This window comes from Mediterraneibacter gnavus ATCC 29149, from assembly GCF_008121495.1.
Taxonomy (GTDB): Bacteria; Bacillota; Clostridia; order Lachnospirales; family Lachnospiraceae; genus Mediterraneibacter; species Mediterraneibacter gnavus.
Map to the genome: position 1 here is coordinate 1,663,670 of NZ_CP043051.1, position 23,824 is coordinate 1,687,493.

Below are 23,824 nucleotides of genomic sequence, written 5' to 3' on the forward strand. Positions count from 1 at the left end.
TTCGGAACAGAAAGGAGAAAAATGGACGTAGAAGCCAGAATTTATCTGCCAGAAAAACCACTGGAAAACGTATGGGGATACGGGGAAGTCACGGTGGAACGCTTATTTACATTTCAAGTTCGAGTGTTAAAACATCAAAAAGAGAATGGGGAAGAGGTATCCTTTGTCAGCTTTCCCAGGCGAAAAGTGCAAGGCCGGTGGGAAGATGTAGTACACCCCAGTCAAGAACTGCGGGAGAGGATTGCCGAAGTTGTGAATCGGGAAATCCGAAAAGAAATCATAAAAGACTTGGAACTTCCAGAAATCGTAGTTCAGAGTATGAGCCTGTTTCCGGTGCAGCCCAAAAAGACAGTAAGCATCGTAGGGATTGCAACGGTAGAAGTGTGTGGTCTGACAATCAAAGGAGTCACTGTGAAACAGGGACAGGATGGACTTTTTTGTAACCTGCCCCAGTATTACAGTGAGAAAGACGGGTACCGGGATGTAGTACGGCCAACTTCGAAACGGATCCGGGAAGCAATCTCGGAGGCAGTATTGCAGGAATATAAAGTACAGAAGAACAGGAGGTGGAAAACATGACAAAGTTACAACAGCAATTAGCAGAACAATTTTTACACATCTTGGAAGAGGAAAAACTGGACTGGAAAAAAGAATGGAGCGGACTTTCAGGAAGACCTTATAATCCGGTTTCCAAGACGGTTTACCATGGGAGCAATTATTTTTCTTTACTGCTGACATCCATGGCGAAAGGATATCAGGATCCCAGATGGTGTACGTTTGCACAGATCAAAGAGCAGGGATGGACACTAAAAGCAGGAAAGGGACAGAGTGCCAAAATAGAATTCTGGTATCCCTATGATCGGGAGCAGAAAAAGGCAATCAGCTGGCAAGAATTTCGGGAAGCTGGTGGACAGATCAATGATCGGTATCAGCTTTTTAGCCGAGTGTATTCTGTTTACAATGGGGATATGATTGTAGGAATCCCCAAGTTGGAAGTAACACAAAATGAAATACAGCCAGTAGAATTGGTGGATACCATTTCTGGGAGCATGGGAGTTTCGATTTCTTATCACAAAAGTGACCAGGCATTTTACCGTCCGGTAGAAGACCGGATCTATCTTCCGTACCGCCAGCAATTTCATTCCGAGTATGCCTACGCATCCACGGCACTCCATGAGCTGTCCCATGCAACAGGGTCAGAACATCGTCTGAATCGGAAACAGGGTGGGGAATTTGGAACAGAGCCCTATGCTTATGAAGAGTTGGTGGCGGAAATCAGTTCCTGTTTTCTGTCCAGTGAGCTTCCGATGGGACAGACAGAAGAACATCTGCAGAACCACAAGGCGTATGTTCAGAGCTGGATCCAGGGAATTAAAGAGCAGCCGGATGCTCTATTCCGTGCCGTGAAAGATGCGGAACAAGCCGCCGTTTATTTGGAATATCACGGTGGACTGATCACATTGGAAGAATATCAGACCTATGGAATCGAAGTAGAACCGGCAGCTCAAACACGTGATCCTGTTCCGAAATTCGGAACGGAAGAGACAAAGAAGGTTGCGATCGAAAGCACCATGGATTATGAGGACTTGGATTTCCATGTAAACCGATATAACGAAAAGGGATATGGAAGAGAAGCGTATTATCGGATTGTTTCTCTAAATGAAGAGGGGATTGTGACTCCGGTAGATCGAACCGTTTATCGGAATCTTGAACAAGTGAGAACTGCGATTTCCCAAAAAACAGAATGGAAAGAAGTCCTATATGAAGACCTGATTCAGGAAGCAATGAAGAATCAGGTGGAACAGGTGTCTTTTCCGAATCTCAAACAATCGGATGGATGGAGGCTTGCAAAAGAAGGAGAGCATTATACGGTGTATCTGGATGGAGAGCGATTTCTGACAGGAACATCAAAGAAGGTTCAGGAATTGAACCGGAGAGCTGGGGAAGGGAAACATCCCATGCTGCAGCGTGCGTTTACAGCATTGCGAGAGCAACAGGGAATGAGTCTGGAAGAAGCGGCTGAAAAAATGTACGTGTCTGTCCCGGAAGTGAAAGCAGTGGAAAAAGGAGTGTTGCAACTGCAGCCGGAATCCTTGCAGCTTTTTTGCAATGCCTGTGGAGTTTCAGTAGATGCATTACGGGAAGGGAAGGTTATAAAACAGGCATCAGCAGATCAGTTAAAAGAAGGAATCAATAAAATGACCCGTCAGATCGATCAGCTGGAGAACAATCAGACATATCTGCAGGAAATTGTAGAACGATATGGACTGGAAGCCTCTCCGGAATTGGAGGAAGCGAAAAGGAAGATCGCAGCGTATGAAAAGAGCATTGGACGGACAGAGAGTATGATAAACCAAGCATCCACGGAACAGATCTTAGCGTATGGGAAGAAGTGTGAGGCATATCTGGACTTTGGGAATAGTGTGGATCGTGTGCTTCACCCACTGGAAAAAGAAAAATATTATCAAGGGAAAAGAAGACATGAAGCAATTTTAGTATGCAATACACCTGAAATGATTCAAAATGTGGGTTTGAGAGAGTTACCAATGCATATTACACAAAAACATGTATTAGATTGTTTACACGAAAAAACAGTGGATAATGTTCATTATCACGGACTGTCTACGCAGGAGCTAAAGCGCCTTCCAGAAGCATTGGAATCCCCCGTTATATTGGCAGAATCTTTGACAAAGGATGATTCTTTAGTAGCTGTACTGGATTATCGGGAACAGGATGGAAACCCAGTGATTGTAGCGGTTCGTCCGAATGGAAATGCCATGTATGAATTGCGAAAAGTAGACTCCAACTTTATTACAAGTATGTATGGAAAAGACAATTTTTCAGAGTTCTGTCAGAGGATCTTAGATCAAGGGAAGTTACTTTATGCGAATAAGGAAAATGGGGAAAAGCTAGGATATTATCTGGAGAACCAGAAATCTCAGATACCAGAATATGACAAAATTTTAAAGAAGATGGCATTATCGGAATCGGAACAAATCAAGCCGAAACATATTCGAAGGTTCTAGTGTTCCGAAATCCGGAACAAAAAAATCCTCTCTGGAAAACCAGAGAGGATAGGGGCTTGCGCTTGCGTCGCTCCAATTGCGACGGGGCCACCTTGCCCTTTGTGTTACCTATTGTATAACAATATACATAGAATGTCAAGCAGATTTTTACGAAAAAGGAGAAGTTGTAACGTTCCGGATTTCGGAACAGGGAAGGAGAAAACAGATGGAAAATGAAAGAGACCAACAAGACGTACTTATGGCACTGCAGGGAATGGGGCGGATGAGCTTAATGATGGATCCGGTGTTTAAACTGACCGCAACGGGAACCATTCTATTGATCCAGCATTTCGCACGGATGCATAAAGAAGGAATGCTGAATCGGCGAGAATTCCAAAATTTTCAGGAGTTTGCAAAACTGACCGAAGGAAATTATCAGATTGTAAATGTGCCAGTGGAAAGTTGGAAAGAACTGGAAAAAAGTGGATTTCTCTCACAGATGGAAGAACGGAATGTCCGCTACATTCGGATGCCGGATCTGAATGACAAGGATGGGTTTGTGCAGCTGGCTGTTTATGGGGAAGACCAGCTGAATTTTCAGGGATGGTATGACCGGTTTCTGATGGCAAGAATGCAGGGCGGGGAGCATGAACTGCAGAACTTAAATAACCTTACCAATGGCAGAACAAGCATTGTCAGTATTCCGATGGAACAGGAAGTAGATCTTTTAAAAGCAGATTTCGATACGCTGCAGGTCAATTATTCCATCCTTCCGGATTTGAACATTGGAGATGGGGAAATCCAGGTGGTCGTTGCAAACGCAGATCTTCCCAAGGTAGAACACTGGTATCGGATGTTGCAGGAAAAATGTCTGTCAGAAGGAAAGCAGATTAAAGACTTCCAGACAATCGACATGGGACAGTATCGGGAAACAGGGACAATGAATGAAGAGGCTTATGTGGATACTGCATCCGGGGAAATGAAAGAAAAGCTGGAAAAATACGAAGGGCAGGAACGGGGAGAGCTGGAAGAAAAAGTATTGGAAACAGAAAATTCCATCAAATCCATCAGTAATGAACGGTATCAGGAACTCCATCGTCATCCGGATTATGTGGAAATTACGATCAATAGAGAAACCCTGATCGATCAATCCAGGATTGCCAGGGAAAAGAATCCGGAAGTAGAAGCGAAAGGGATGTTTGCCAGCCGAGTTCCGGGTACCTGGGGAGAGAAGGAGAGAACCCTGGTCTTGCCAACAGACCAGGTGTTTCAAACGGATGGTGGGAAAACCTATCTGGCCTTTTTAGCAAAAAATGAGAAACAGATCCTTTTGGATGCCAATGGAAAACCTGTTTCTGCGGATCATCGGCCAACGGGTTCTGATCTGTATGCTTCGAACTATGAGAAAGTGGATCGCATGTTTAAAAAGAAAGAATTGCTGCAGACAGAAAATGTGCAGAAAGAAGCACTCAAAAAAGTGGCAGGACAAGTCCCGCAGAAACTTCCAGCCATGCCACGAAAGGGGATGTAATGTATGGTAGAAAAGCGGAAATTACCGTGGGGGATGCTGGCAGCTCTTCTGGTAGGATTGCTTGTTATCTCTTACTTTCTAAGTGGTTTGACAACATTAGATGGAGTGACATTGGCAAACTGGCAGGACAAACTGCTGTATGTGATTCTCCATCCCCTTCAAAACTGGTGGAATGATCTGACATTTACATTTATGGGGATCGCTCTGATTGTGTGGATCGGCATTGTAACATACCTTATGGACTATTATCGCAACCGACAGGTCGGTGTGGAGTATGGATCGGAGCAGTGGGCGGATATCAAACAGATCCAGAGAACGTTAATGAATAAAGAGGAAACAAAAAATACGTTGCTCAGTCAAAATGTAGCAGTGGATAATGGAAAGTTATCAAACATGAATATGCTAGTCATCGGGAACTCCGGAAGTTATAAATCGACGACGTTAGTTATTCCAAATGCACTGCTGGCATCGATGACCAATGTATTTTTGGACATCAAAGGAGAGCTGCTCCGAAAAACAGGGAAGTATTTACAGAATCAGGGGGTTACGATTAAAGTTTTTAATTTGATCAATCCGGAAGAATCGGATCGATGGAATCCCTTTGTTTATATCCGAGATGAAGTGGGGTTGGTAAAATTGATCACCAATCTGCAGGAGGCGGTAAAACCGCCGGATGCGATGAAGGGAGATCCTTTCTGGGATCAGGCAGTGAGCTTGTATCTGATGTCTCTTTTCTCCTATGAATGGCTGCGGCAAGAACGGGAGAAAAAAGAGCATCCGGAACAGTATCAAGCAGCTACATTACCAAGAGTTCTGGCGTTGGCAAATTTAGAGATGCAGCCAGGAACGGAAGAAGGCAGCACAAGATTAAAGGAGAGGATGGATCGGCTTGCAAAAGACTATGGTGCAGACTATCCTCCAGTGCGTGATTACCGGAAACTAAAAGGCAATATGGAAGCCCAGGAAACCGTCAGCTGCGTTATTTTGATGGTAAACGCAATGTTGCGCCTTTGCGAGATTCCTGCAATCAAGAGAATTCTAGAGTCGGATGATATGGATATCAAGAGTCTGGGAACAGGTGCGGATGGAATCCCAGGGAAAAAGACAGCCCTCTTTTTGGTCATGCCAGATAATGATCCGTCTTTTAATTTTTTGATTTCGATGTTTTATACGACCATGTTTGATGTACTGATCCATGCTGCAGATCATGAGTATAGAGGAGCACTTCCGATTCATGTCAGACTGTGGGCAGATGAATTCTATGCGGGTCCGAAACCAACCAGGACAGAAGTGCTGATGGGAACAATCCGGGGAAGAAATATGTCCATTGTCCCAATCCTGCAGTCGATCGCACAGGCAAAAGCATTATTTCCACAGGATAAATGGGAAATTTTTATAGAAAACTGTGCCGTGCTTATTTATATGGGGTCGGGGCCAGCTGCAAAGAGTACCCATAAATTTATTTCAGAACTGATTGGGGAAATGACCATTGATGTACGCAATGATGGCCGTACCTATGGAGCCCATGGAAATGTCAATATACAGAATCAGAAATTGGGAAGAAGCCTGATGACACCGGCGGCTGTCAAAAGAATGAGTCGGGAGAATTGTATTCTTTTCATTGAGGGACAATATCCGGTTTTTGATCAAAAGGTAATTCCATTCCAGATACCACGATGGAAAGAAATGGAGAAATTAGCTGGGGAAGACGGATATCATCATTCGGTAAAAGTGATATTTGACGAAGAAAAACGAACCTATTTTACGATTGAAACGAAAAAGCAGATCCAATTTTTGAGTAAAGAACAAAGCGAAGCATACAAAGAGATGGCGAAAAAGGATGATACAATCTATTATCGAGAAATTGAAAAAGAGGCCTTTCTCTATCTGAATTTCCGAAAGTATCCGAAGCCCACAGAGGAAGAGATAACAAAGGCATTTCAAGTGGAACGTCAGGCGAGGATTGATTTGTTAAAACAGCAGGAACTTCCAGAGGACGTGAAGCTATATCAGGAAATGGAAGGACAGGAATCGCCAAAGGAAGAAAGGGACTCAAACAAACAGGAGAGAGATCTGTCAGGAAGCATTCTGGATTGTATGGAACGTTATCATACCATATTAAGCAAGGAACAGAAAGAAATTATGATAGAGAGCCTGGAAAAAGGACTAACGGAAGAGCAGGTGAAACACTTGATGTTTTATCCAGCAGAAAAGATGTATCAATATCAAAGAGCGTTTTTGTTACAGAATAGCAGTCAATAGTTAGAGTAGCGTTCCGGATTTCGGAACAAAGTAAAAGATGCAGTGTAAAGGGGTAGACCTTGCTCTGCATCTTTTACTTCGATTTGTGATTGAAAGCCTTAATCGGCTTGTTTCTATTATAAAGCTCCGAATAGAAAAACACAAGAAAAATTTGACAGGAGGAAGATTTTTCCCTTAAAATAGTAGAAAAAAGAGAAATACATAGAAAATGTTTAACAGCATGGAAGAAAGAAAATAAAAGAGCCAGCAGTTACTGACTCTTCTTTTGATCTTTACTCATCGTCTGACAAATAAAAATCCCCAAAAACATCTTTACTATAACAGATAGGATGAAAAAAGTCAAAAAAATTTTTCTGATCATGCTGTATAGTAAAGAGGGAAATATGGAAACAAGAAAAAAAGGATCACATTTAAATATCGAGGAAAGAAGACAAATCGCAATTCTGGACAAGGAAGGCTGGTCTCCTTATAAGATTGGAAAGAAACTAAAGAGGGCAAGCAATACGATCAGAAACGAATTAAAAAGGGGAACGGTAAAACAGGTGGTAGGATATAAAGAGGCGGAAATCTATTTCCCGGATACCGGGGATATCGTATATAAAAAACACAGAAAGGGATGTGGACGCAAGAAAAAACTCAATTCTTGCGCAGCATTTTTACACTATGTAGAGGAAAAAGTGAAAAAAGGGAAACGCTCTTTTGCTGCAGCCAGAGCAGAGGCATTGGAAACAGGTGTCTTTAAACGGGAAGAAGTGGTAAGTGTTGATACTTTGTACAGTTATGCAGAGAATGGAGAAATTGCAGTAAAAAATATCGATCTGCCGGAAAAAGTAAAACGCAAACAAAAGAGAAAATCTTACTGTAGAAAACATAAGCGTCTAACGGGGGAAAGCATAGAAAAGCGTCCTGAGACCATCAATGAAAAAACGGAGTTTGGACATTGGGAAATTGATTGTGTCATTGGAAAAAAGACGGATGATAAAGTGTTGCTCACTCTGACAGAACGGATGACTCGGAAGGAGATCATTCGTAAAATGCCAAAGAAAAATGTAAAGAGTGTACATAAAGTGTTAAATCAACTAAAAAGAGAAATCCCCCATTTTAATTGGGTCTTCAAAAGTATTACAACAGATAATGGATCTGAATTTGCAAAACTGCATCGATGGGGCAAGCGTGCCGGAGTATCTATCTTCTATGCGCATCCATATAGTTCCTGGGAACGAGGTCTGAATGAAAATACGAACAGAATCATTCGGAGATTTATTCAGAAAGGTGTGGAAATGAAGGGGCAGAGTAAAAAGAGAGTTCAGTGGATTGAGGACTGGATCAATACCATGTACAGAAAATCACTGGGGTGGAAAACAGCAGATCAACGGTATGAGGAAGAAGTAGAAAGGATATTGAAAAGCAGAAAGATAGAGTGTGTGTAAAGAAGCTTAGGATTTGTGAAAGTCTAACAAAAAGAGAAAAAACAATAAAAACGGGTAAAAATAACTACACTTTTTGCTATTTTTATGGTATAATATTAGATGTAAAGAAGAAAAGCAAATCTAATACAAAGCCAGTGTTTTCAAGGGTTTTGTGCACATTTCTAATTAGCTAAAATTAGTTCAAGTTAAATTTTGAATTCCCAAAGAAAAAAAGAATAAAAAAAATTTCAAAAAACACTTGCAATTCTAATGGAGCTATGATAATATATAACTCGGTCATCACTGAAGCAGTGATACAGACAAGGCTCCATGGTCAAGCGGTTAAGACATCGCCCTTTCACGGCGGTAACACGGGTTCGATTCCCGTTGGAGTCATTAGTCTTCGGACTAACATCAAAATAAGGCGCAGTAGCCAAGTGGTAAGGCGTGGGTCTGCAACACCCTGATTCACCGGTTCAAATCCGGTCTGCGCCTCTTGGGAAACCTCAGAAACTTATGTTTCTGAGGTTTTTTGTTGTGTCACAGTAAAAATACCCCCTGGAGTGGTAGTAGGAAATCAAAGCAAACCAGCAAGCGTATCACAAAAACCCAGTATGATCCCAATGCAGAAGTAGATTATCTGGACAGCCAGATGAAACGTATTCCATTTATTGCGCAAATGAAAGCATTGGATTTTGAAAGATATAAAGTACAATACCGGCAGGACGGAAGATTAGAGGCAGGAATGCCGGTGATAGATGGACGGGATCAGGAGGCTTTGCCTGGAAATTCTGAAACCGTTATGCAGATAGATTATAAGTTTCTTCAGGATGGATTGTTTCTTCCGGATGACAGCGGATAAACCTAACAGCAGAAACCAAAGCTACCTTAAAAATAAATTTTACAAACTTTTAAAGCAAACTTGATCATAACCAGAAATTGTTTATGTTAAACTTGCTCAAGAAAAAACGATTGGAATTTTATTCCGTCAGACTCATGACAGGAGGATTTGAGCAATGAAGTTTAAACTAAAGCCAATAGAGAAAAAATGGATTCTTTATGATATCGGGAATTCAGCATTTGCGCTTCTGATCTCTACGATCATACCGATTTATTTTAATTATCTGGCGGGTGATGCCGGAATTTCAGAAGTGAATTATCTGGCGTACTGGGGATATGCAACCTCAGCGGCAACCGTAATCGTAGCTGTGTTGGGGCCGCTCCTTGGAACGGTCTCTGATGTAGCGGGAAGAAAAAAGAAAATCTTCATGATCGCACTGTTAGCGGGAGCATTTGGCTGTGTATTTCTTGGATTTATGCAGTCCTGGATTTGGTTTTTGTTGTTGTTTGTATTTGCAAAATCAGCGTATTCTATAAGTCTTGTGATCTACGATTCGATGCTTACCGATATTACATCGGAAGAACGGATGGATGAAGTCTCTGCGCAGGGATATGCCTGGGGGTATATCGGAAGCTGTGTTCCGTTTATTTGCAGTCTGTTGCTGGTATTGTTTTATGATAAAGTGGGAATTTCGATGCAGACAGCGATGGGGATTTCGTTTTTTCTGGTAGCGGTCTGGTGGATTGCACTGACGGTTCCGCTTCTGAAATCATACCGTCAGACACACAGTCGGAAACCGACAGTACACGCAGGACAGTCCGGTGTGCAAAGATTGGGACAGATCGTTTCTGAATTAAGAAAAGACAAAAAAGTGCTGTTTTTTCTGGCAGCATTTTTCTTCTATATTGATGGGGTATATACGATCATTGACATGGCAACTGCATATGGTACTGCTTTGGGGCTGGATACCACAGGTCTTTTGCTTGCACTCCTTTTGACACAAATTGTTGCATTTCCGGCGGCTCTGTTGTTTGGAAAGATTTCCAGAAAAGTAAGTGCATCGAGACTGATTCTGGTATGTATTTCTGCGTATTTTCTGATCGCTCTGTATGGGATCGGACTTCACAGGCAGTATCAGTTCTGGATCCTGGCAGTCTGTGTGGGATGTTTTCAGGGAGCAGTTCAGTCCATGTCCCGTTCCTACTATGCGAAGATCATTCCGGCAGAAAAATCCGGAGAATACTTCGGAATTTATGATATTTGCGGAAAAGGAGCTTCTTTTATGGGAACCATTCTGGTGTCTGCAGTGAGCCAGATTACAGGCAGTGTAAATCTGGGAGTAGGAGCGCTTTCTGTGATGTTTCTGGCAGGCTTTTTCTTGTTTTTGAAAGCGGACAAAACAGAAAAAAGCGAGGAAGAACAAGAAAATCCAGGCGTACTTTTTCAGCAGCCTGGATTGGGTCAGTGATCTATGCAAAAAATGCTTTTGCAGCTTTGAGCAGATATTCGGTATCCTTGACTCCGGCAGTTTCATATGGAGAATGCATTGCCAGTTGAGGAAGTCCGATATCTACGGTATTAAGTGCGACCTGCGTGTTGGAAATATTGCCCAGTGTGGAGCCGCCTGCCATGTCGGAACGGTTGGTAAATGTCTGATACGGAACGTCTACCTGCTTGCAGATATCCTTGAACATAGCGGCAGAAATGCCGTCTGTGCAGTATTTCTGGTTGGCGTTATATTTGATGACGATTCCTTCATTTAAATACGGGCGGTTGACAGGATCCGCTTTATCTGTATGGTTTGGATGAACTGCATGGGCATTGTCCGCAGAGATCATAAAACTCTTGGACAGTGCGATAAAGTAATCCTGTGTATCCATGCCGAATACCGTACAGATACGGAACAGCGTATCTCTAAGGAACGTAGATGCAGCACCCTGTTTTGTTGTACTTCCGACTTCTTCGTTATCCAGAACGCAGTGAACGGAAACCGCCTGTTTGCGGTCTGCGCCAAGCAGTCCGTAAAGAGAAGCACAGGCACACTGGAGATCATCCAGACGTGTAGCAGAGAGAAATTCCTCGTTTGCTCCCCAGAGAGTTCCCTTCTGACGATTGTAGAGGAAGAGGTCGTGACTCAAAATTTCCTCTTTTTCGACACCGGCATACTTTGAAATCGTATCTAAGAACGTATCTTTTGCAGAAATATCCCCGTATAATGGAAGCAAGTCTTTCTGTGCATTATAAGCGTATCCGCTGTTGGCATCCCGGTTCATATGAATGGCAAGATTCGGGATCAGAAGGAGATCCCGGTCTGCGTTGATCAGTTTCGCACAGTAGGTACCGTTTTCTTTTACGATCACCCGTCCGGCAACAGAAAGCGGACGATCAAACCATGGGGCACAGAGCATACCGCCATAGCGTTCTACGTTTAATTTGATGTAATGATCCTCTACGGCCATCTCCGGATTTTCTTTGATCTTAAAGGAAGGCGAATCACTGTGGCTTGCAATGATACGGAATCCATTTTGAAGAACTACAGATTCCGGAATGGAGAACGCAATGATAGAAGATCCGTTTCTTGTAACAAAATAATCATTACCAGGTGTTAAATTCCATGTCTGATCTTCTGACAGCTCTGTAAATCCATGTTTTGTCAGAATCTCTTTCGTAGTCTGCACTGCATGAAAGCAGCTGGGACTGTTCTCTATAAATTCCAGTAAATCTGTTGTAATTTTATTTGACATATTTTGTTTCCTCCTACATTCATAACTAATGTCTATTTTAGCACGAGGCTGCGGCGTTGAAAAGAGCCGGTGATTCTGTTACCATAAGGAATAGGTAAAACGATTTTCAGAGAAAGAAGAAGGTGAGAACAATGCGGATTTTAGTAGCAGAAGATGAAAAAGACCTGAACCGTCTGCTGAGCACCAGATTGAAAGCAGAGCATTACAGTGTGGACTCCTGTTTTGACGGACAGGAGGCGTTAGATTATCTGGAAGGGGCGCCATATGATGCGGTGGTCCTTGATATTATGATGCCGGTTCTGGACGGTCTGAGTGTCTTAAAGACGATGAGACAAAAGGGGAGTCAGACTCCGGTCTTGCTTTTGACGGCGAAGGACAGTGTGGAGGATCGTGTCCGCGGGCTGGATGCGGGAGCGAATGATTATCTGGTGAAACCGTTCGCGTTTGAAGAACTTTTAGCGCGCATCCGGGTACTTCTGCGCAAACCAAAGGAGGCGCCGCAGACAGTCTGCAAACTGGATGATCTGGAAGTACATCTGGATACCCATCAGGTGCTGCGTGCAGGGCATGAGATCAAGCTTTCCGGAAAGGAGTTTGCGCTGCTGCGCTATCTAATCCAGAATACGGGAATTGTGCTCTCCAGAGACCGTCTGGAGCAGCATTTGTGGAATTATGATTATGCAGGCGGCTCGAATGTAATTGATGTATATATCCGTTATCTGCGTAAGAAGATTGACGAAGGGTCACAGACGAAGCTGATCCATACTGTGCGGGGTGCCGGATATGTTATGAGGGCGGAACCATGAAACGATTTTCTTTGAAATTAAAATTGACAGCGATGTATTCCTTTTTTATGGTACTGGTGACCTGTCTCTGCCTTGCAGTCCTTTTTTCTCTGAGCGGAAATGAAATCCTGACGTCTGCACAGATGCACTTAAGAGAACGTGTGCAGGAAAGTGCAGATGAAATCGAGCTGGAAGACGGGGAATTCGAAATTGATTCGGATTTTTATTCACTGGATAACAATGTATATCTGGCGCTTTATGATACAGGTGGAAACTTCTTATATGGAAAGGTTCCGCCGGGACTGGAACAGGCTCCGCAATTCGAGGATGGAAAGATTCAGACGGTGAAAAGTGGAACAGAGCAGTGGTATGTGTATGATGTGCAGTATGAAATGGAAAATGGTCAGGAATTCTATATCCGGGGTGTAGTTTCTGTTACAGAGACACAGAAGGAGTTTTTGATCGCAGTCCGATTTGCGGTGATTTTACTGCCTTTGACTGTGATTTTAACGGCGCTGATCGGGTATCGTTTGATCAGGCGAACGCTTCTTCCGGTACGGCAGATGACAGAGACCGTACAGGAGATTCAAAAAGACGGAGATTTAAGCCGCAGGATCGGAGTCAGTCAGGATACCGGGAAAGACGAATTTTATCAGCTGGCAGGAACATTTGACGGTATGCTGGAAAGTCTGGAACAGGCGTTTCTCAGGGAACGGCAGTTTACATCGGACGTTTCCCATGAGCTGCGAACACCGGTCAGTGTGATTCTGGCACAGTGCGAGGCATCTCTGAATCGCACAGATTTGTCAGAAGAGCAGAGGAAAGAAATTCTTCTGATCCGGAAAAAAGCAGGAGAAATGTCTCAGATGATCTCTCAGCTTCTGTTATTGTCACGGGCAGATCAGGGGCGGCAGCAGTTAAATAAAGAAGAGATCAATATTAGTGAATTGACAGAAATAATTGTGGAAGAACAAAAGATGCTGGCGCAGAGGCGTAAAATTGAGGTTCATACAGAGATAGAACCAGACATCACAGGCTATCTGGATGAATCCTTTTATATCCGTATGTTGGATAATCTGATTTCGAATGCAGTTTCTTACGGAAAAGAAGGTGGGAATATTAAAGTGACACTTCATCAGATTCCGTCAGGGGTACAGGGAACGGTAGAAGATGACGGAATCGGAATCAGCAGAGATGATCAGGTGCATATATGGGAGCGGTTTTACCGGGTGGATGCCTCACGGACTGGAAAGGAAGAAGGTTCGCACTCCGGCCTTGGACTTTCCATGGTAAAATGGATCGCACAGGCACATGGAGGGAATGTCCGGGTGGAGAGTGAGCTCGGAAAAGGCAGCTGCTTTACATTTGAGTTAAAATTCTAATCTTATTTTAATCTTCATGGAATATATTATCCTTACAGACAAAGAATAACAGTGTAGAAATGCAGTTGATAGAAAGAGAGGAATTAAAATATGATGAAGAAAAGATATTTTGCAGCGGTAGCAGTATGTGTGATGGCAATGAGCATGTTTACAGGATGTGCAGGAAATGATGGAAAGGATATCGGAAAAGATGCAGCGAAAACAGCAGCATTTTCAGATGCAGGTGTAACAGAAGACGAAATCACAAGGCTGAAAGTAAGCAAGGATCACGATGACGGAAGAAGTATTTATGAGGTTGATTTTACAGTTGCATCCACAGGGGAAGAATATGATTATGAGATTTCAGCAGAAGATGGAAGCATACTTCAGGTTGACAAAGAGATGGACAAGGGAAGTGTGAGTACGACGCAGAATCAGGATCAGAACGCTTCTGAAAATTCCACACAGCAGGGAAGCAGTAACACAGCAAATCAGACAGAGGTAGCAATTTCAGAGGAAGAAGCAACAAACCTTGCGTTGGAAAGAGTGCCGGGGGCATCTGCACAGGATTTGAGAATTCAGCTGGAGTTTGACGATGGAGTCCAGAAATACGAAGGCGACATTATTTATGACGGAAAAGAATATGATTTTGAAATTGACGCCAACACAGGAACATTTCTGGAATGGAGTGAAGAACGGGTTGGATAAGGGAAAGGATAAAAAAATGACAGGATTAAGTACATTATGTTATATCGAAAAAGACGGAAAATATCTGATGCTGCATCGCACAGTAAAAAAGAATGATGTCAATAAAGATAAATGGATCGGTGTGGGTGGACATTTTGAGGCAGACGAAAGTCCGGAGGAATGTCTGCTGCGGGAAGTGAAAGAGGAGACAGGATACACTCTGACTTCCTGGAAATATCGTGCGATCGTGACATTTGTGTCAGGTGACGGTGTGACAGAGTATATGTCCTTATTTACAGCAGATGGATTTACAGGAGAACAGATTGCCTGTGACGAGGGAGAACTTAAGTGGGTAGATAAAAAAGAAATTGACCGACTCAATCTCTGGGAAGGGGATAAAATATTCTTCCGACTCCTGGAGGAATCGGAAGAATTCTTTTCTCTGAAACTGATCTATGATGGAAACGGAAAGCTATTGAAAGCGATGCTGAATGGAAAACCGATGAATTAGATCAGGTAGCAATACATGACAATAAAGTGGCAGGCACTTCCGGCCATAACAAAAAGATGAAAAATCTCGTGGCTTCCGAAATTCTTATGTTTACTATTGAAGATCGGAAGCTTTAATGCGTAGATAATACCGCCGATCGTGTAGATGATTCCCCCTGCTAAAAGCCAGCCAAATGCCGCCGGCGATAATGAGTGGAAAATTTGTGTGAAAGCCAGTACGCAGGTCCATCCCATCCCGATGTAGAGAATGGAAGATACCCATTTCGGGCAATAGACCCAGAAGGCCTTGATCAGAATTCCTACAATAGCGATCCCCCAAACAATGGAAAGCAGAATCAGTCCGGTACGTCCTTTCAAAGTGATCAGACAGATTGGAGTATAGCTTCCGGCGATAAGGATAAAGATCATCATGTGATCGATCTTTTTCAATATCGTATTTACTTTTGCAGAAATATCAAATGTATGGTAGGTCGTGCTGGCAGCATACAGCAGGATCAGGCTGATCGCATATACGGCAAGGGAAATGAGAGATACCCTGCCCGGTTCATGGGCTGCCTTTATCAACAGAGGAATCGCGCCGCAGATTGCCATAAGCATACCAATAAAATGTGTGATCGCGCTGCCGGGGTCTTTTAAATGTTGTGTTTTGTTCATTGATATCTTCCTCCTTAAAATTTGAAAATTGCATGTAGTTTTAAAAACTACATTAAGTATATGTGTATATTACACCTTGTATTCCTTGAATGCAAGTGATTTTAAAAAATTTTTATAATCAAAGAAATTTTGACAGAAAAAGAAAATTCTGATATGATAATTCAGATTGTATTGTGGGACTGTTATACAGTCCCCTATTTTTGTTTTGAGAAAAGGAGATTTATGGAAGAATTAAAATTTGAAGAGTTAGAGTTGTGTCCTGAAATATTAAAAGCAGTAAAACATATGGGATTTGAAGAGGCATCACCGATTCAGTCCAAAGCGATTCCTGTGATCATGAGCGGAAAAGATGTGATCGGACAGGCGCAGACAGGAACCGGAAAAACAGCAGCCTTTGGAATCCCGCTTCTGGAAAAGATTGATCCGAAGAATAAAAAACTTCAGGCGATTGTTCTTTGCCCGACAAGAGAGCTGGCAATCCAGGTTGCAGAAGAAATCAGAAATCTTGCAAAATATATGCATGGGATAAAAGTTCTGCCAATCTATGGAGGACAGGAGATTGTAAAACAGATTCGTTCTCTGAAAAGCGGCACACAGCTTGTGATCGGAACACCGGGACGTGTGATGGATCATATGCGCCGCAAAACTATGAAAATGGATCATGTGCATACGATCGTGCTGGATGAGGCGGATGAGATGCTCAACATGGGATTCCGTGAGGATATTGAGACAATTTTGGAAGGAATTCCACAGGAACACCAGACAGTGCTTTTTTCTGCGACAATGCCAAAGGCAATCTTAGAGATCACAAAACAGTTCCAGACAAATGCGGAACTGGTGAAGGTGACGAAGAAAGAGCTGACCGTTCCGAACATTGAACAGTTTTACTATGAAGTGAAACCGAAGAATAAAGAGGAAGTGCTTTCCCGTCTTCTGGATATTTATACACCGAAACTCTCCGTTGTATTTTGTAATACGAAGAAACAGGTAGATCTGCTTGTGAATGGACTGCTTGGAAGAGGATATTTTGCGGCAGGACTTCATGGAGACATGAAGCAGGCACAGAGAGACCGTGTGATGCAGGGATTCCGTTCCGGAAAGACAGATATTCTTGTGTGTACAGACGTAGCAGCAAGAGGAATCGATGTGGATGATGTGGAAGCGGTATTTAACTATGATCTTCCGCAGGATGATGAATATTATGTGCACCGTATCGGAAGAACCGGACGTGCCGGACGCGTGGGACGTTCGTTCTCTTTTGTTTCCGGAAGAGAAGTTTATAAGCTGAAAGAGATTCAGCGTTACTGCAAGACGAAAATTTATGCACAGAAAGTACCGTCTTTAAACGATGTTGCAAATACAAAGATGGAAAATGTGCTGGAAGAGATTGAACAGATCATTGAAAATGAAGATCTGACAAAATTCCTTCAGATCATTGAAGAACGTGTCAATGAATCTGATTATACTGCAATGGATCTGGCAGCAGCATTTTTAAAATACTGTTCCGGACAGCAGGAGACAGAAGAAAAAGATATGGAATTTGGTGATACCGGGGCAGAAGAAGCCGGAATGGTTCGTCTATTTATTAATATCGGTAAGAAAAACAAAGCAAAACCGGGAGATATCGTGGGCGCAATTGCCGGTGAAAGCGGAATTCCGGGAAAACTGATCGGAACGATCGATATGTTTGATAAGTATACATTTGTAGAAGTTCCGAGAGAATATGCACGAGATGTACTCAATGCAATGAATCATACGAAAATCAAAGGAAAATCTGTTGCGGTAGAGCCGGCAAATCAGAAATAATCAAACTGGACTGGTTAAAAATACAATAACTGGACATTTTCATCTATCCACTTTGGTGGTAGGATAAGACCATCAAAAATGAAAAGAGGGAAAACGATGGAAAAGAGAAAGCAGACAGTAGTAAAACTGGCACAGACAGCACTTTTGGCAGCACTTTGCTTTGTATCATTTACATTTTTGCAGATTAAGATCCCGATGCCGGGTGGAGATGCTACATCCCTTCATATCGGGAATGCATTTTGTGTTCTGGGAGCATTGCTCTTAGGCGGTTGGTACGGCGGACTGGCCGGCGCAATTGGGATGACGATCGCAGATGTTCTGGATCCGATTTATATCGTAGGAGCACCAAAGACATTTGTGTTGAAGCTCTGTATTGGTCTGATCGTAGGACTTGTGGCACATCGTATCGGGAAAATTAATGAAAGTACAGATAAGAAATATGTATTTCGCTGGAGTGTCCTTGCATCCGTTGCAGGACTGGGATTTAACGTGATCGCGGACCCATTGGTAGGATATTTTTACAAACAGTATATTTTAGGACAGCCGCAGCAGATGGCAGAAGTACTTGCAAAATGGAGTACAGCAACCACATTTGTGAATGCAGTTGTATCTACGATTCTGGTGGCAGTTCTGTATAATGCACTGCGTCCGGTGTTGTTAAAAAGCGGGATGCTGCAGATTGTAAGAAAAACAGAAGAAGTCAAAATTTGAAATAGAGAAATGTGAAACCCTGGATGGAGAAATCAGATGAATTTCTTCATCTGGGGTTTTCTATTGCTTCTAAATATTGTTTTTATCATCCGATTCCAATAAAATAATGGGCAGACAAGAGGTGGAATAAGGATAAGAAAAATTATTTTTAGGCACACCGACTATGGTTTAGCCGGTGTGCGGTTGTTAGTGACCAGAGTAAGTAAAAATTGCGGTGTAATATTCCACATCTTCAGAGGCTATGGACTCATTTCCTTCGTAAGGGCCATAGTATTTATAAGCACGGTCATCACGACCGGTGATATATACAAGCAAATCATCGGATGCATCTGTCAGATCCAATCTTTGCATAAATGTTTCATGCATCTGTTTGGCCGAGTTTGTAAGACCGATATCCTCAAGTTTGCGAGCCATTTGGTCTACTACATTTTTCATCTCGGCGAGTTGGGATTCGGAATAAACATCCCCGGTGGGAGTACTCGCTTTATCCCCTATGAAGCAGATAGGTTCCTGAGTTCCGGTGTATTCTTGGAATGAGCGATCATATGTTAAAATGTGAGTTTCTGCAATTGTCCAGGCTGTTCTATACTGATATCGGTAAATACTAATGCAAATATATGTTTTATCTTTATCTTCTTTTAAAAATACTCCATTTTCCGTAATACTACCGCCGATATCAACAGGGTCAGCAAATGTTTTATACTCAGCAGTATTTTTTATAGTACCATCCTCATGTTCGTACATACGAAGTATAAGCTGCTTCTGAGGAGTTTGTACTCCACTGTTATTATTTGCATATGGTTCCAGAAAAACGGCAAGAAGTTCATTTTCTCCATCATGATCAAAGTCCAAAATACTGTAGTTCAAAAGACCGTGTATTTCTTTTTCCCATGTTAAAAAACGCTCATGTTCCATAGTATCAATTTGATAGGTTCCGTCATCTATTGTTCCATAAGAGGGAATCATTGTCTCATTTACATACTTTTCCCAATCATATGGAGTTTCCTTATTTTGAAAAGATGCAAAGAGACCACCACCTATGGTAACAGCTGCTGTAATTCCCAAAATGATTTTGGTGATGAAGCCTTTAGTAGCAGTTAGAGATGCGGTGGTTGGTTTTACATTGTTGAGGGCGGTTGGTTTATCTGCCATTGATAATGCCTGCCAGATCTCACTAGAAAGCGTGGGTGGTATTGGAGTAGCTGCATTTTTGAAAAGGCAGAGGAAAAATGGAAGTGGTGCAAGACCATAAAGCTTAGTTCCTCTTTTTTCCAGTTCTCTGACTTGCAGTTCAATTTTTTTTCGTCCGTAAGCAAGCCTCGATTTCACGGTGTTTTCTGAACAATTGAGCAAGTGGGCAATCTCTTTTATGGACATTTGCTCATAGTAATACAAGGCGATTGGAACTCGTTGTTCTTCTGATAGAGAATTGAGAATGTTGTCTATCAGACGAGCTGTTTCTTTTTGATCAATGGCTATTTCTGGAATATTTTCAATTCTATCATCTTCAAAATCCAATATTTCATCAGAATTGGAATAAGTGATAGAAGAGAAAGCAACAGATTTTGTTTTTCTTAAATAGTCAATTGTATGATTATGTGCAATTCTTTTCATCCAGGAACAATACTTTTCAGGATTTTTTAATTGTGATAAATTGTTGAATCCTTTGATAAAACTGTCCTGGACCAGGTCAAGAACAGTGTCCGGATCTTTTATCATAGCATGTACAGTGTAATATACGTTGCTGTATGCGATATGATAAAGTGATTCAATAGCAGACTGATCATTAGAAATAGCCTGTTGGATCAATTCAGGAGTGGCTTGTAAATATGTACCACAGTTTGGACATAGAGTGATTTCATCGTTTACCTTTTCTCCGCATTTATAACAGTTCATAAGTTCTCCTTCCCATAGCATAGTGTATTTCTGTTAACGTTTGTCAGGTGTTTCATTTTCTTCATTAAGGATTTTTAAAATTTGTTGTAAGAGCTTTTTTGCGGTTTCGGAATCTAGTTGTCCGCTTTCTACTAATTTTGCAAAAAGTATTGTAAAATAGTCATCCTTCATTCCTATTACCTCCGTTCTATAATGATGACGATAGATGTTGGCAACAGGTTTTAAAAAGTAAATTATTTTAATGTTAGTATACTGCATGTTATGCTGTATAAGATATTAAAATAATAGCATAATGTGCTGTAGAATAACAACAGAACATTTGCAGGAGGATTGATATTGAAGAATGAACTTGATTATACCAAATTGGGGGAGCGACTAAAAGAAGCACGTATAAAAAAACACATGACGCAAGAGGAATTGAGCGAAAAAATTGATTCTGCCACAAGTTCTATTTCCCATCTGGAAAATGGCACACATAGTCCTTCGCTCAAAACACTGATAAAGATTTGCAATGTTTTAGAAATAGGGATTGATGCACTTCTTTGTGACAGTCTTTCGGCGATATCCTCGTCCTATTTAGACAAAGATTTTGAAAAGTTGTTATCTGATTGTACAGTGCAAGAGAAAAAATTATTGCTCAGAATATTAGAGGTGACGAAAAAAACAATACGGGAACAAAAATAGCTGTGGAGTATGCCTCACAGCTATTTTTGTTCCTGTATTGCTTTTTTTAACTATGTATGCTAAATTTGTATTATTAAGCAATATATGCTAAATAATAATATAAAAAAGATGGGAAATTATAAAACCTCGGAAAAGAATGATACGTCTAAGAGGATGTAATCATAAAAATACAATAATACAAAAGGAGAAAAGGGTATGAAAAAAATAGTGAAAAGAGCGGGGCTTATTTCAGGAATTATTTTAAGTGCATTCGTAATAGGAGGTTGTGGGAAAACGGTTGATCTAAACGATTGTGTAGAGGTGAAAGTTTCCGGAATTGATGGGAAAGGAAAAGCTGAGGTCACAGTTGATTATGACAAGATGGAAACTTTGCTTGCAAAAGAATTGAATATTGAGGTGAAAGATAAGGATATAGAAAATATAGAAGATTTGGGAAGTGCGGTAGATGGATTATCGAAGATAGATCAGGCAGAAAATTGTGTTAATTTTCAGGTGCAGCCGGCAGATAATTTAAAAAATGGAGATAAAATAACAGTAAAATCAATAATTGATGAGGAAAAAGCAAAAGAATTAGGTATTAAATTCTTTAGGTTAGAATCGATGATGGGGTAAACGAAAAAGCAGTTTTGACATTTCAGTGAACTGCCCCTTCGTTTACTCCATTTTCGATTTGACCTAATTGAACAAAGTGAGCGTCCGAGTAGATACTACCTATGGACTTTTAATCTTTTGTTCTTATCCATGATTATACAGGATTTCCTATGCAGACGCTACAGAAATCAAGGATTTTCAGATAAATAGATACAACAATAAAACCTCAGGATTTTGAGGCTTAAAAAACATATAAAAGATTTGGATTTTAACACCTTTGCGGTATTCTCAGTTGTGGTTTTCCAAGATGTCCACCGCAGGATTTACATACACAGATGTTTATCCTGTATAGCTGTTTCAGTATTTCCGGCATTTCCTTATCCCTGAGCTTTGAAAGATATTTTTTGCATCCGAGAAGATTCCGGCATAAAGTGAGTTTTTTGTGTTTGCTGCGGGAACATAGAAGTCCATAATGCCGGATCCTGACAAAACGTCTGGGGGGCACATGCATCAGAAAACGCCGTATAAATTCAATGCCGGAAATGGTCAGTTCCTTCCATTGTCCTTCTTTCCGGTAATCCTTAACAGAAAAAGTAACATTTTCATCATCCATATGGATGATGCGGTGATTGCTGATAGCGATCCTATGGGTATACTTTCCAAGGTAATCAATCACAGATTGTGCACCGTTAAAAGTTTTCTTACAGTAAGGAACCCATTCTGTGTCGTAACAGGAATCTATAAGTTCTTTGAATTCATAATGATTACGGTATTTTTCTGCTGTTCCATGAAACTCAAGCTGATCTGTATTCCAGAGATTTTTCAGTTCATCCATATATTTCCCACGAAATACTTTGGAGATAGCCCATATAGGGAGAAAAAACTCCGTACCATTATCTTTCCACTCATTTTTCGGTGTCAGTCCACCGCCGAGCAGTATCATATGAATGTGAGGGTGGAAGTTCATTTCAGAGCCCCATGTATGAAGGATGCAGATATAACCAACGGAAGCTCCAAGGTGCTTTGGGTCTGATGTAAGTTCTTGAATGGTAGCAGAGGCTGCATGATAGAGCGTGTCATATAACAGTTTCTGATTACTGTAAATGACTGGGTTCAGAATATCAGGGACTGTAAACACCAGATGGAAATAAGGTGCATCAAGTACATCTTCCCTGCGGGCATCCATCCACATTTCCTTTGGGACTGCCTGACACATGGGACAACAGCGGTTACGGCAGGAATTATAATGGATCTGGACAGCACCACAGTCTTCACATACACTGATATTTGCACCATAAGCTCCTGTTTTACAGTTCAAGATGTTCCGGGCAGTTTTTGCCTGTTCCGGGGATGGAGAATACTTTTCAAGGTATGCTGTATAAAAATGTCGAAAAATATCCTGGACAGTGGGTTTATTCATGGTCAGCACCATCTTTCCTGTCAAAAGGGCTTTGAATGCCCATGAGGGATTTGTTGCTGACATGAAGATAAACTTCCGTAGATTTCGGATCACGGTGTCCAAGCAGTGCTTGAATGTTATGCCGTTCTATGCCCTGTTCCATCAGATGGGTTGCAAAGCTATGGCGGAGACAGTGAGGGGTTGCTGCCTTTGGAAGTTCTGTATCAGCTACTGCCCGTCGCATTACCTGTTCCAGAGTACTGACTGTTAGATAATTACCGGTAAATTTATTCGGAAACAGGATGCCACGGGGACGACCTTTCTCAAACCAGTATTGTGTAAGGATATCCAGACAACGTTTGGAGAGAATGGTATAACGGTCCATTCTATTCTTGGTATCCCGGACATGGATCTGCATATTTGAACGGGAGATATCGTCATAATGAAGATGGATCACTTCAGAAACTCTCATACCTGAGGAATACATGACTGCGAACATAGCCTTATATTTGATATCATCAACAGCATCTAACAGGCGGTCAATCTCAGAGGCAGTCAGTACAGTAGGAAGCTTATGTTCTAGGATCATACGTGGAACTGTGATGTCATCCCAAAGGATATGCAGGACATTTCGATAGAAAAAACGGATGGCAGAATTGTAAAGATTCAGAGTTGTGGCTTTCAGTCCTTCCTCTTTTTTCGCAAGCAAAAAAACCCTGACATCCTGACAGGTAAGTTCTTTGGGATTCTTATTCTGATATTTCAGAAAGTAAGAAACATAGTTTTTATAGCAACTGATGGAACGATCTTTGAGGTTACGGATTTTCCCGGCTTCCTCAAGCTGTTCTAAATATTTTTCATACATAATAAAATCCTCCATATAAAATCAGTAGTTATCAGAAACACTGCTTTATACGGAGGAGCATTGGGGTCATAAAACCGCTTGCC

At 41.7% G+C, this 23,824-nt stretch carries 21 protein-coding genes and 2 tRNA genes; 17 read left to right on the forward strand and 6 right to left on the reverse strand.

Features of this window, described 5'->3' with window-relative positions; genetic code table 11:
• The first annotated feature begins 21 nt into the window (after positions 1–21).
• The 9 genes from FXV78_RS08120 (at position 22) to FXV78_RS08160 (ending at position 10,516) form a co-directional block, all read left to right on the forward strand.
• Complete coding sequence (locus tag FXV78_RS08120) at positions 22–579, forward strand: septation protein SpoVG family protein (protein WP_004843189.1); 558 nt, start codon at positions 22–24, stop codon at positions 577–579.
• Positions 576–3,026: a zincin-like metallopeptidase domain-containing protein gene (locus FXV78_RS08125; RefSeq protein WP_004843188.1), complete on the forward strand. Its 2,451-nt coding sequence runs from the start codon at positions 576–578 to the stop codon at positions 3,024–3,026. The genes FXV78_RS08120 and FXV78_RS08125 overlap by 4 nt, the downstream gene beginning before the upstream one ends.
• Positions 3,027–3,231: 205 nt before the next feature.
• A complete protein-coding gene (locus tag FXV78_RS08130) occupies positions 3,232–4,536 on the forward strand; it encodes a hypothetical protein (RefSeq protein WP_004843187.1) in 1,305 nt (434 codons plus the stop codon).
• Between the two features lie 3 nt (positions 4,537–4,539).
• A complete protein-coding gene (locus FXV78_RS08135) occupies positions 4,540–6,798 on the forward strand; it encodes a VirD4-like conjugal transfer protein, CD1115 family (protein ID WP_004843186.1) in 2,259 nt (752 codons plus the stop codon).
• A 383-nt stretch (positions 6,799–7,181) separates the two neighbouring features.
• Positions 7,182–8,228, forward strand: coding sequence for an IS30 family transposase (locus tag FXV78_RS08140; protein ID WP_050785339.1), 1,047 nt, complete (start codon positions 7,182–7,184; stop codon positions 8,226–8,228).
• Positions 8,229–8,531: 303 nt separating this feature from the next.
• Positions 8,532–8,603: transfer RNA gene (locus tag FXV78_RS08145), tRNA-Glu, on the forward strand.
• Between the two features lie 27 nt (positions 8,604–8,630).
• A tRNA-Cys gene (locus tag FXV78_RS08150) sits at positions 8,631–8,702 on the forward strand.
• A 40-nt stretch (positions 8,703–8,742) separates the two neighbouring features.
• Positions 8,743–9,069 (forward strand): hypothetical protein, encoded by a 327-nt coding sequence (locus tag FXV78_RS08155; RefSeq protein WP_004843183.1) that lies wholly within the window; start codon positions 8,743–8,745, stop codon positions 9,067–9,069.
• A 154-nt stretch (positions 9,070–9,223) separates the two neighbouring features.
• Positions 9,224–10,516 carry an MFS transporter gene (locus tag FXV78_RS08160; RefSeq protein WP_004843182.1) on the forward strand — a complete coding sequence of 431 codons (1,293 nt, stop codon included), beginning with the start codon at positions 9,224–9,226 and terminating at the stop codon, positions 10,514–10,516.
• Between the two features lies 1 nt (position 10,517).
• Here the strand turns inward: FXV78_RS08160 and FXV78_RS08165 are convergent, their stop codons facing one another.
• The gene (locus FXV78_RS08165) at positions 10,518–11,792 is read right to left on the reverse strand and encodes a M18 family aminopeptidase (protein ID WP_004843181.1); all 1,275 of its coding nucleotides are present in this window, start codon (positions 11,790–11,792) and stop codon (positions 10,518–10,520) included.
• 131 nt (positions 11,793–11,923) lie between these two features.
• Here FXV78_RS08165 and FXV78_RS08170 point away from each other — a divergent pair, with 131 nt between their 5' ends.
• The 4 genes from FXV78_RS08170 to FXV78_RS08185 all read left to right on the forward strand — a co-directional run bounded on the left by FXV78_RS08170 (position 11,924) and on the right by FXV78_RS08185 (position 15,136).
• A complete protein-coding gene (locus tag FXV78_RS08170; protein ID WP_004843180.1) occupies positions 11,924–12,598 on the forward strand; it encodes a response regulator transcription factor in 675 nt (224 codons plus the stop codon).
• Positions 12,595–13,959: a sensor histidine kinase gene (locus FXV78_RS08175; RefSeq protein WP_004843179.1), complete on the forward strand. Its 1,365-nt coding sequence runs from the start codon at positions 12,595–12,597 to the stop codon at positions 13,957–13,959. The genes FXV78_RS08170 and FXV78_RS08175 overlap by 4 nt, the downstream gene beginning before the upstream one ends.
• 90 nt (positions 13,960–14,049) lie before the next feature.
• Complete coding sequence (locus tag FXV78_RS08180) at positions 14,050–14,646, forward strand: PepSY domain-containing protein (RefSeq protein WP_004843178.1); 597 nt, start codon at positions 14,050–14,052, stop codon at positions 14,644–14,646.
• Positions 14,647–14,662: 16 nt separating this feature from the next.
• Positions 14,663–15,136 (forward strand): NUDIX hydrolase, encoded by a 474-nt coding sequence (locus FXV78_RS08185; RefSeq protein ID WP_009245374.1) that lies wholly within the window; start codon positions 14,663–14,665, stop codon positions 15,134–15,136.
• On the opposite strand, the gene trhA is transcribed toward FXV78_RS08185, so the two are convergent.
• The gene (trhA, locus tag FXV78_RS08190; RefSeq protein ID WP_004843176.1) at positions 15,133–15,789 is read right to left on the reverse strand and encodes a PAQR family membrane homeostasis protein TrhA; all 657 of its coding nucleotides are present in this window, start codon (positions 15,787–15,789) and stop codon (positions 15,133–15,135) included. The genes FXV78_RS08185 and trhA overlap by 4 nt on opposite strands.
• 222 nt (positions 15,790–16,011) lie before the next feature.
• Between trhA and FXV78_RS08195 the strand changes: the two genes are divergently transcribed.
• Positions 16,012–17,595: a DEAD/DEAH box helicase gene (locus tag FXV78_RS08195; protein ID WP_009245373.1), complete on the forward strand. Its 1,584-nt coding sequence runs from the start codon at positions 16,012–16,014 to the stop codon at positions 17,593–17,595.
• A gap of 96 nt (positions 17,596–17,691) precedes the next feature.
• On the forward strand, positions 17,692–18,306 hold the full coding sequence (locus FXV78_RS08200) for an ECF transporter S component (RefSeq protein ID WP_009245372.1): 615 nt from the start codon (positions 17,692–17,694) through the stop codon (positions 18,304–18,306).
• A 186-nt stretch (positions 18,307–18,492) separates the two neighbouring features.
• Here the strand turns inward: FXV78_RS08200 and FXV78_RS08205 are convergent, their stop codons facing one another.
• Positions 18,493–20,202: an RNA polymerase sigma factor gene (locus FXV78_RS08205; protein WP_039959764.1), complete on the reverse strand. Its 1,710-nt coding sequence runs from the start codon at positions 20,200–20,202 to the stop codon at positions 18,493–18,495.
• 33 nt (positions 20,203–20,235) lie between these two features.
• Complete coding sequence (locus FXV78_RS17870) at positions 20,236–20,373, reverse strand: hypothetical protein (protein WP_156734734.1); 138 nt, start codon at positions 20,371–20,373, stop codon at positions 20,236–20,238.
• Between the two features lie 165 nt (positions 20,374–20,538).
• On the opposite strand from FXV78_RS17870, the gene FXV78_RS08210 reads away from it, so the two are divergent.
• Positions 20,539–20,886, forward strand: a complete 348-nt coding sequence (locus tag FXV78_RS08210) for a helix-turn-helix domain-containing protein (protein ID WP_225084383.1) — start codon at positions 20,539–20,541, stop codon at positions 20,884–20,886.
• Between the two features lie 195 nt (positions 20,887–21,081).
• Positions 21,082–21,498, forward strand: coding sequence for a hypothetical protein (locus FXV78_RS08215; protein ID WP_004843170.1), 417 nt, complete (start codon positions 21,082–21,084; stop codon positions 21,496–21,498).
• 247 nt (positions 21,499–21,745) lie between these two features.
• Here the strand turns inward: FXV78_RS08215 and FXV78_RS08220 are convergent, their stop codons facing one another.
• Both FXV78_RS08220 and FXV78_RS08225 read right to left on the reverse strand, forming a co-directional pair.
• Positions 21,746–22,897, reverse strand: a complete 1,152-nt coding sequence (locus FXV78_RS08220; RefSeq protein ID WP_004843169.1) for an IS91 family transposase — start codon at positions 22,895–22,897, stop codon at positions 21,746–21,748.
• Positions 22,890–23,741, reverse strand: a complete 852-nt coding sequence (locus tag FXV78_RS08225; protein ID WP_039959762.1) for a tyrosine-type recombinase/integrase — start codon at positions 23,739–23,741, stop codon at positions 22,890–22,892. The genes FXV78_RS08220 and FXV78_RS08225 overlap by 8 nt, the downstream gene beginning before the upstream one ends.
• Positions 23,742–23,824: the final 83 nt, after the last annotated feature.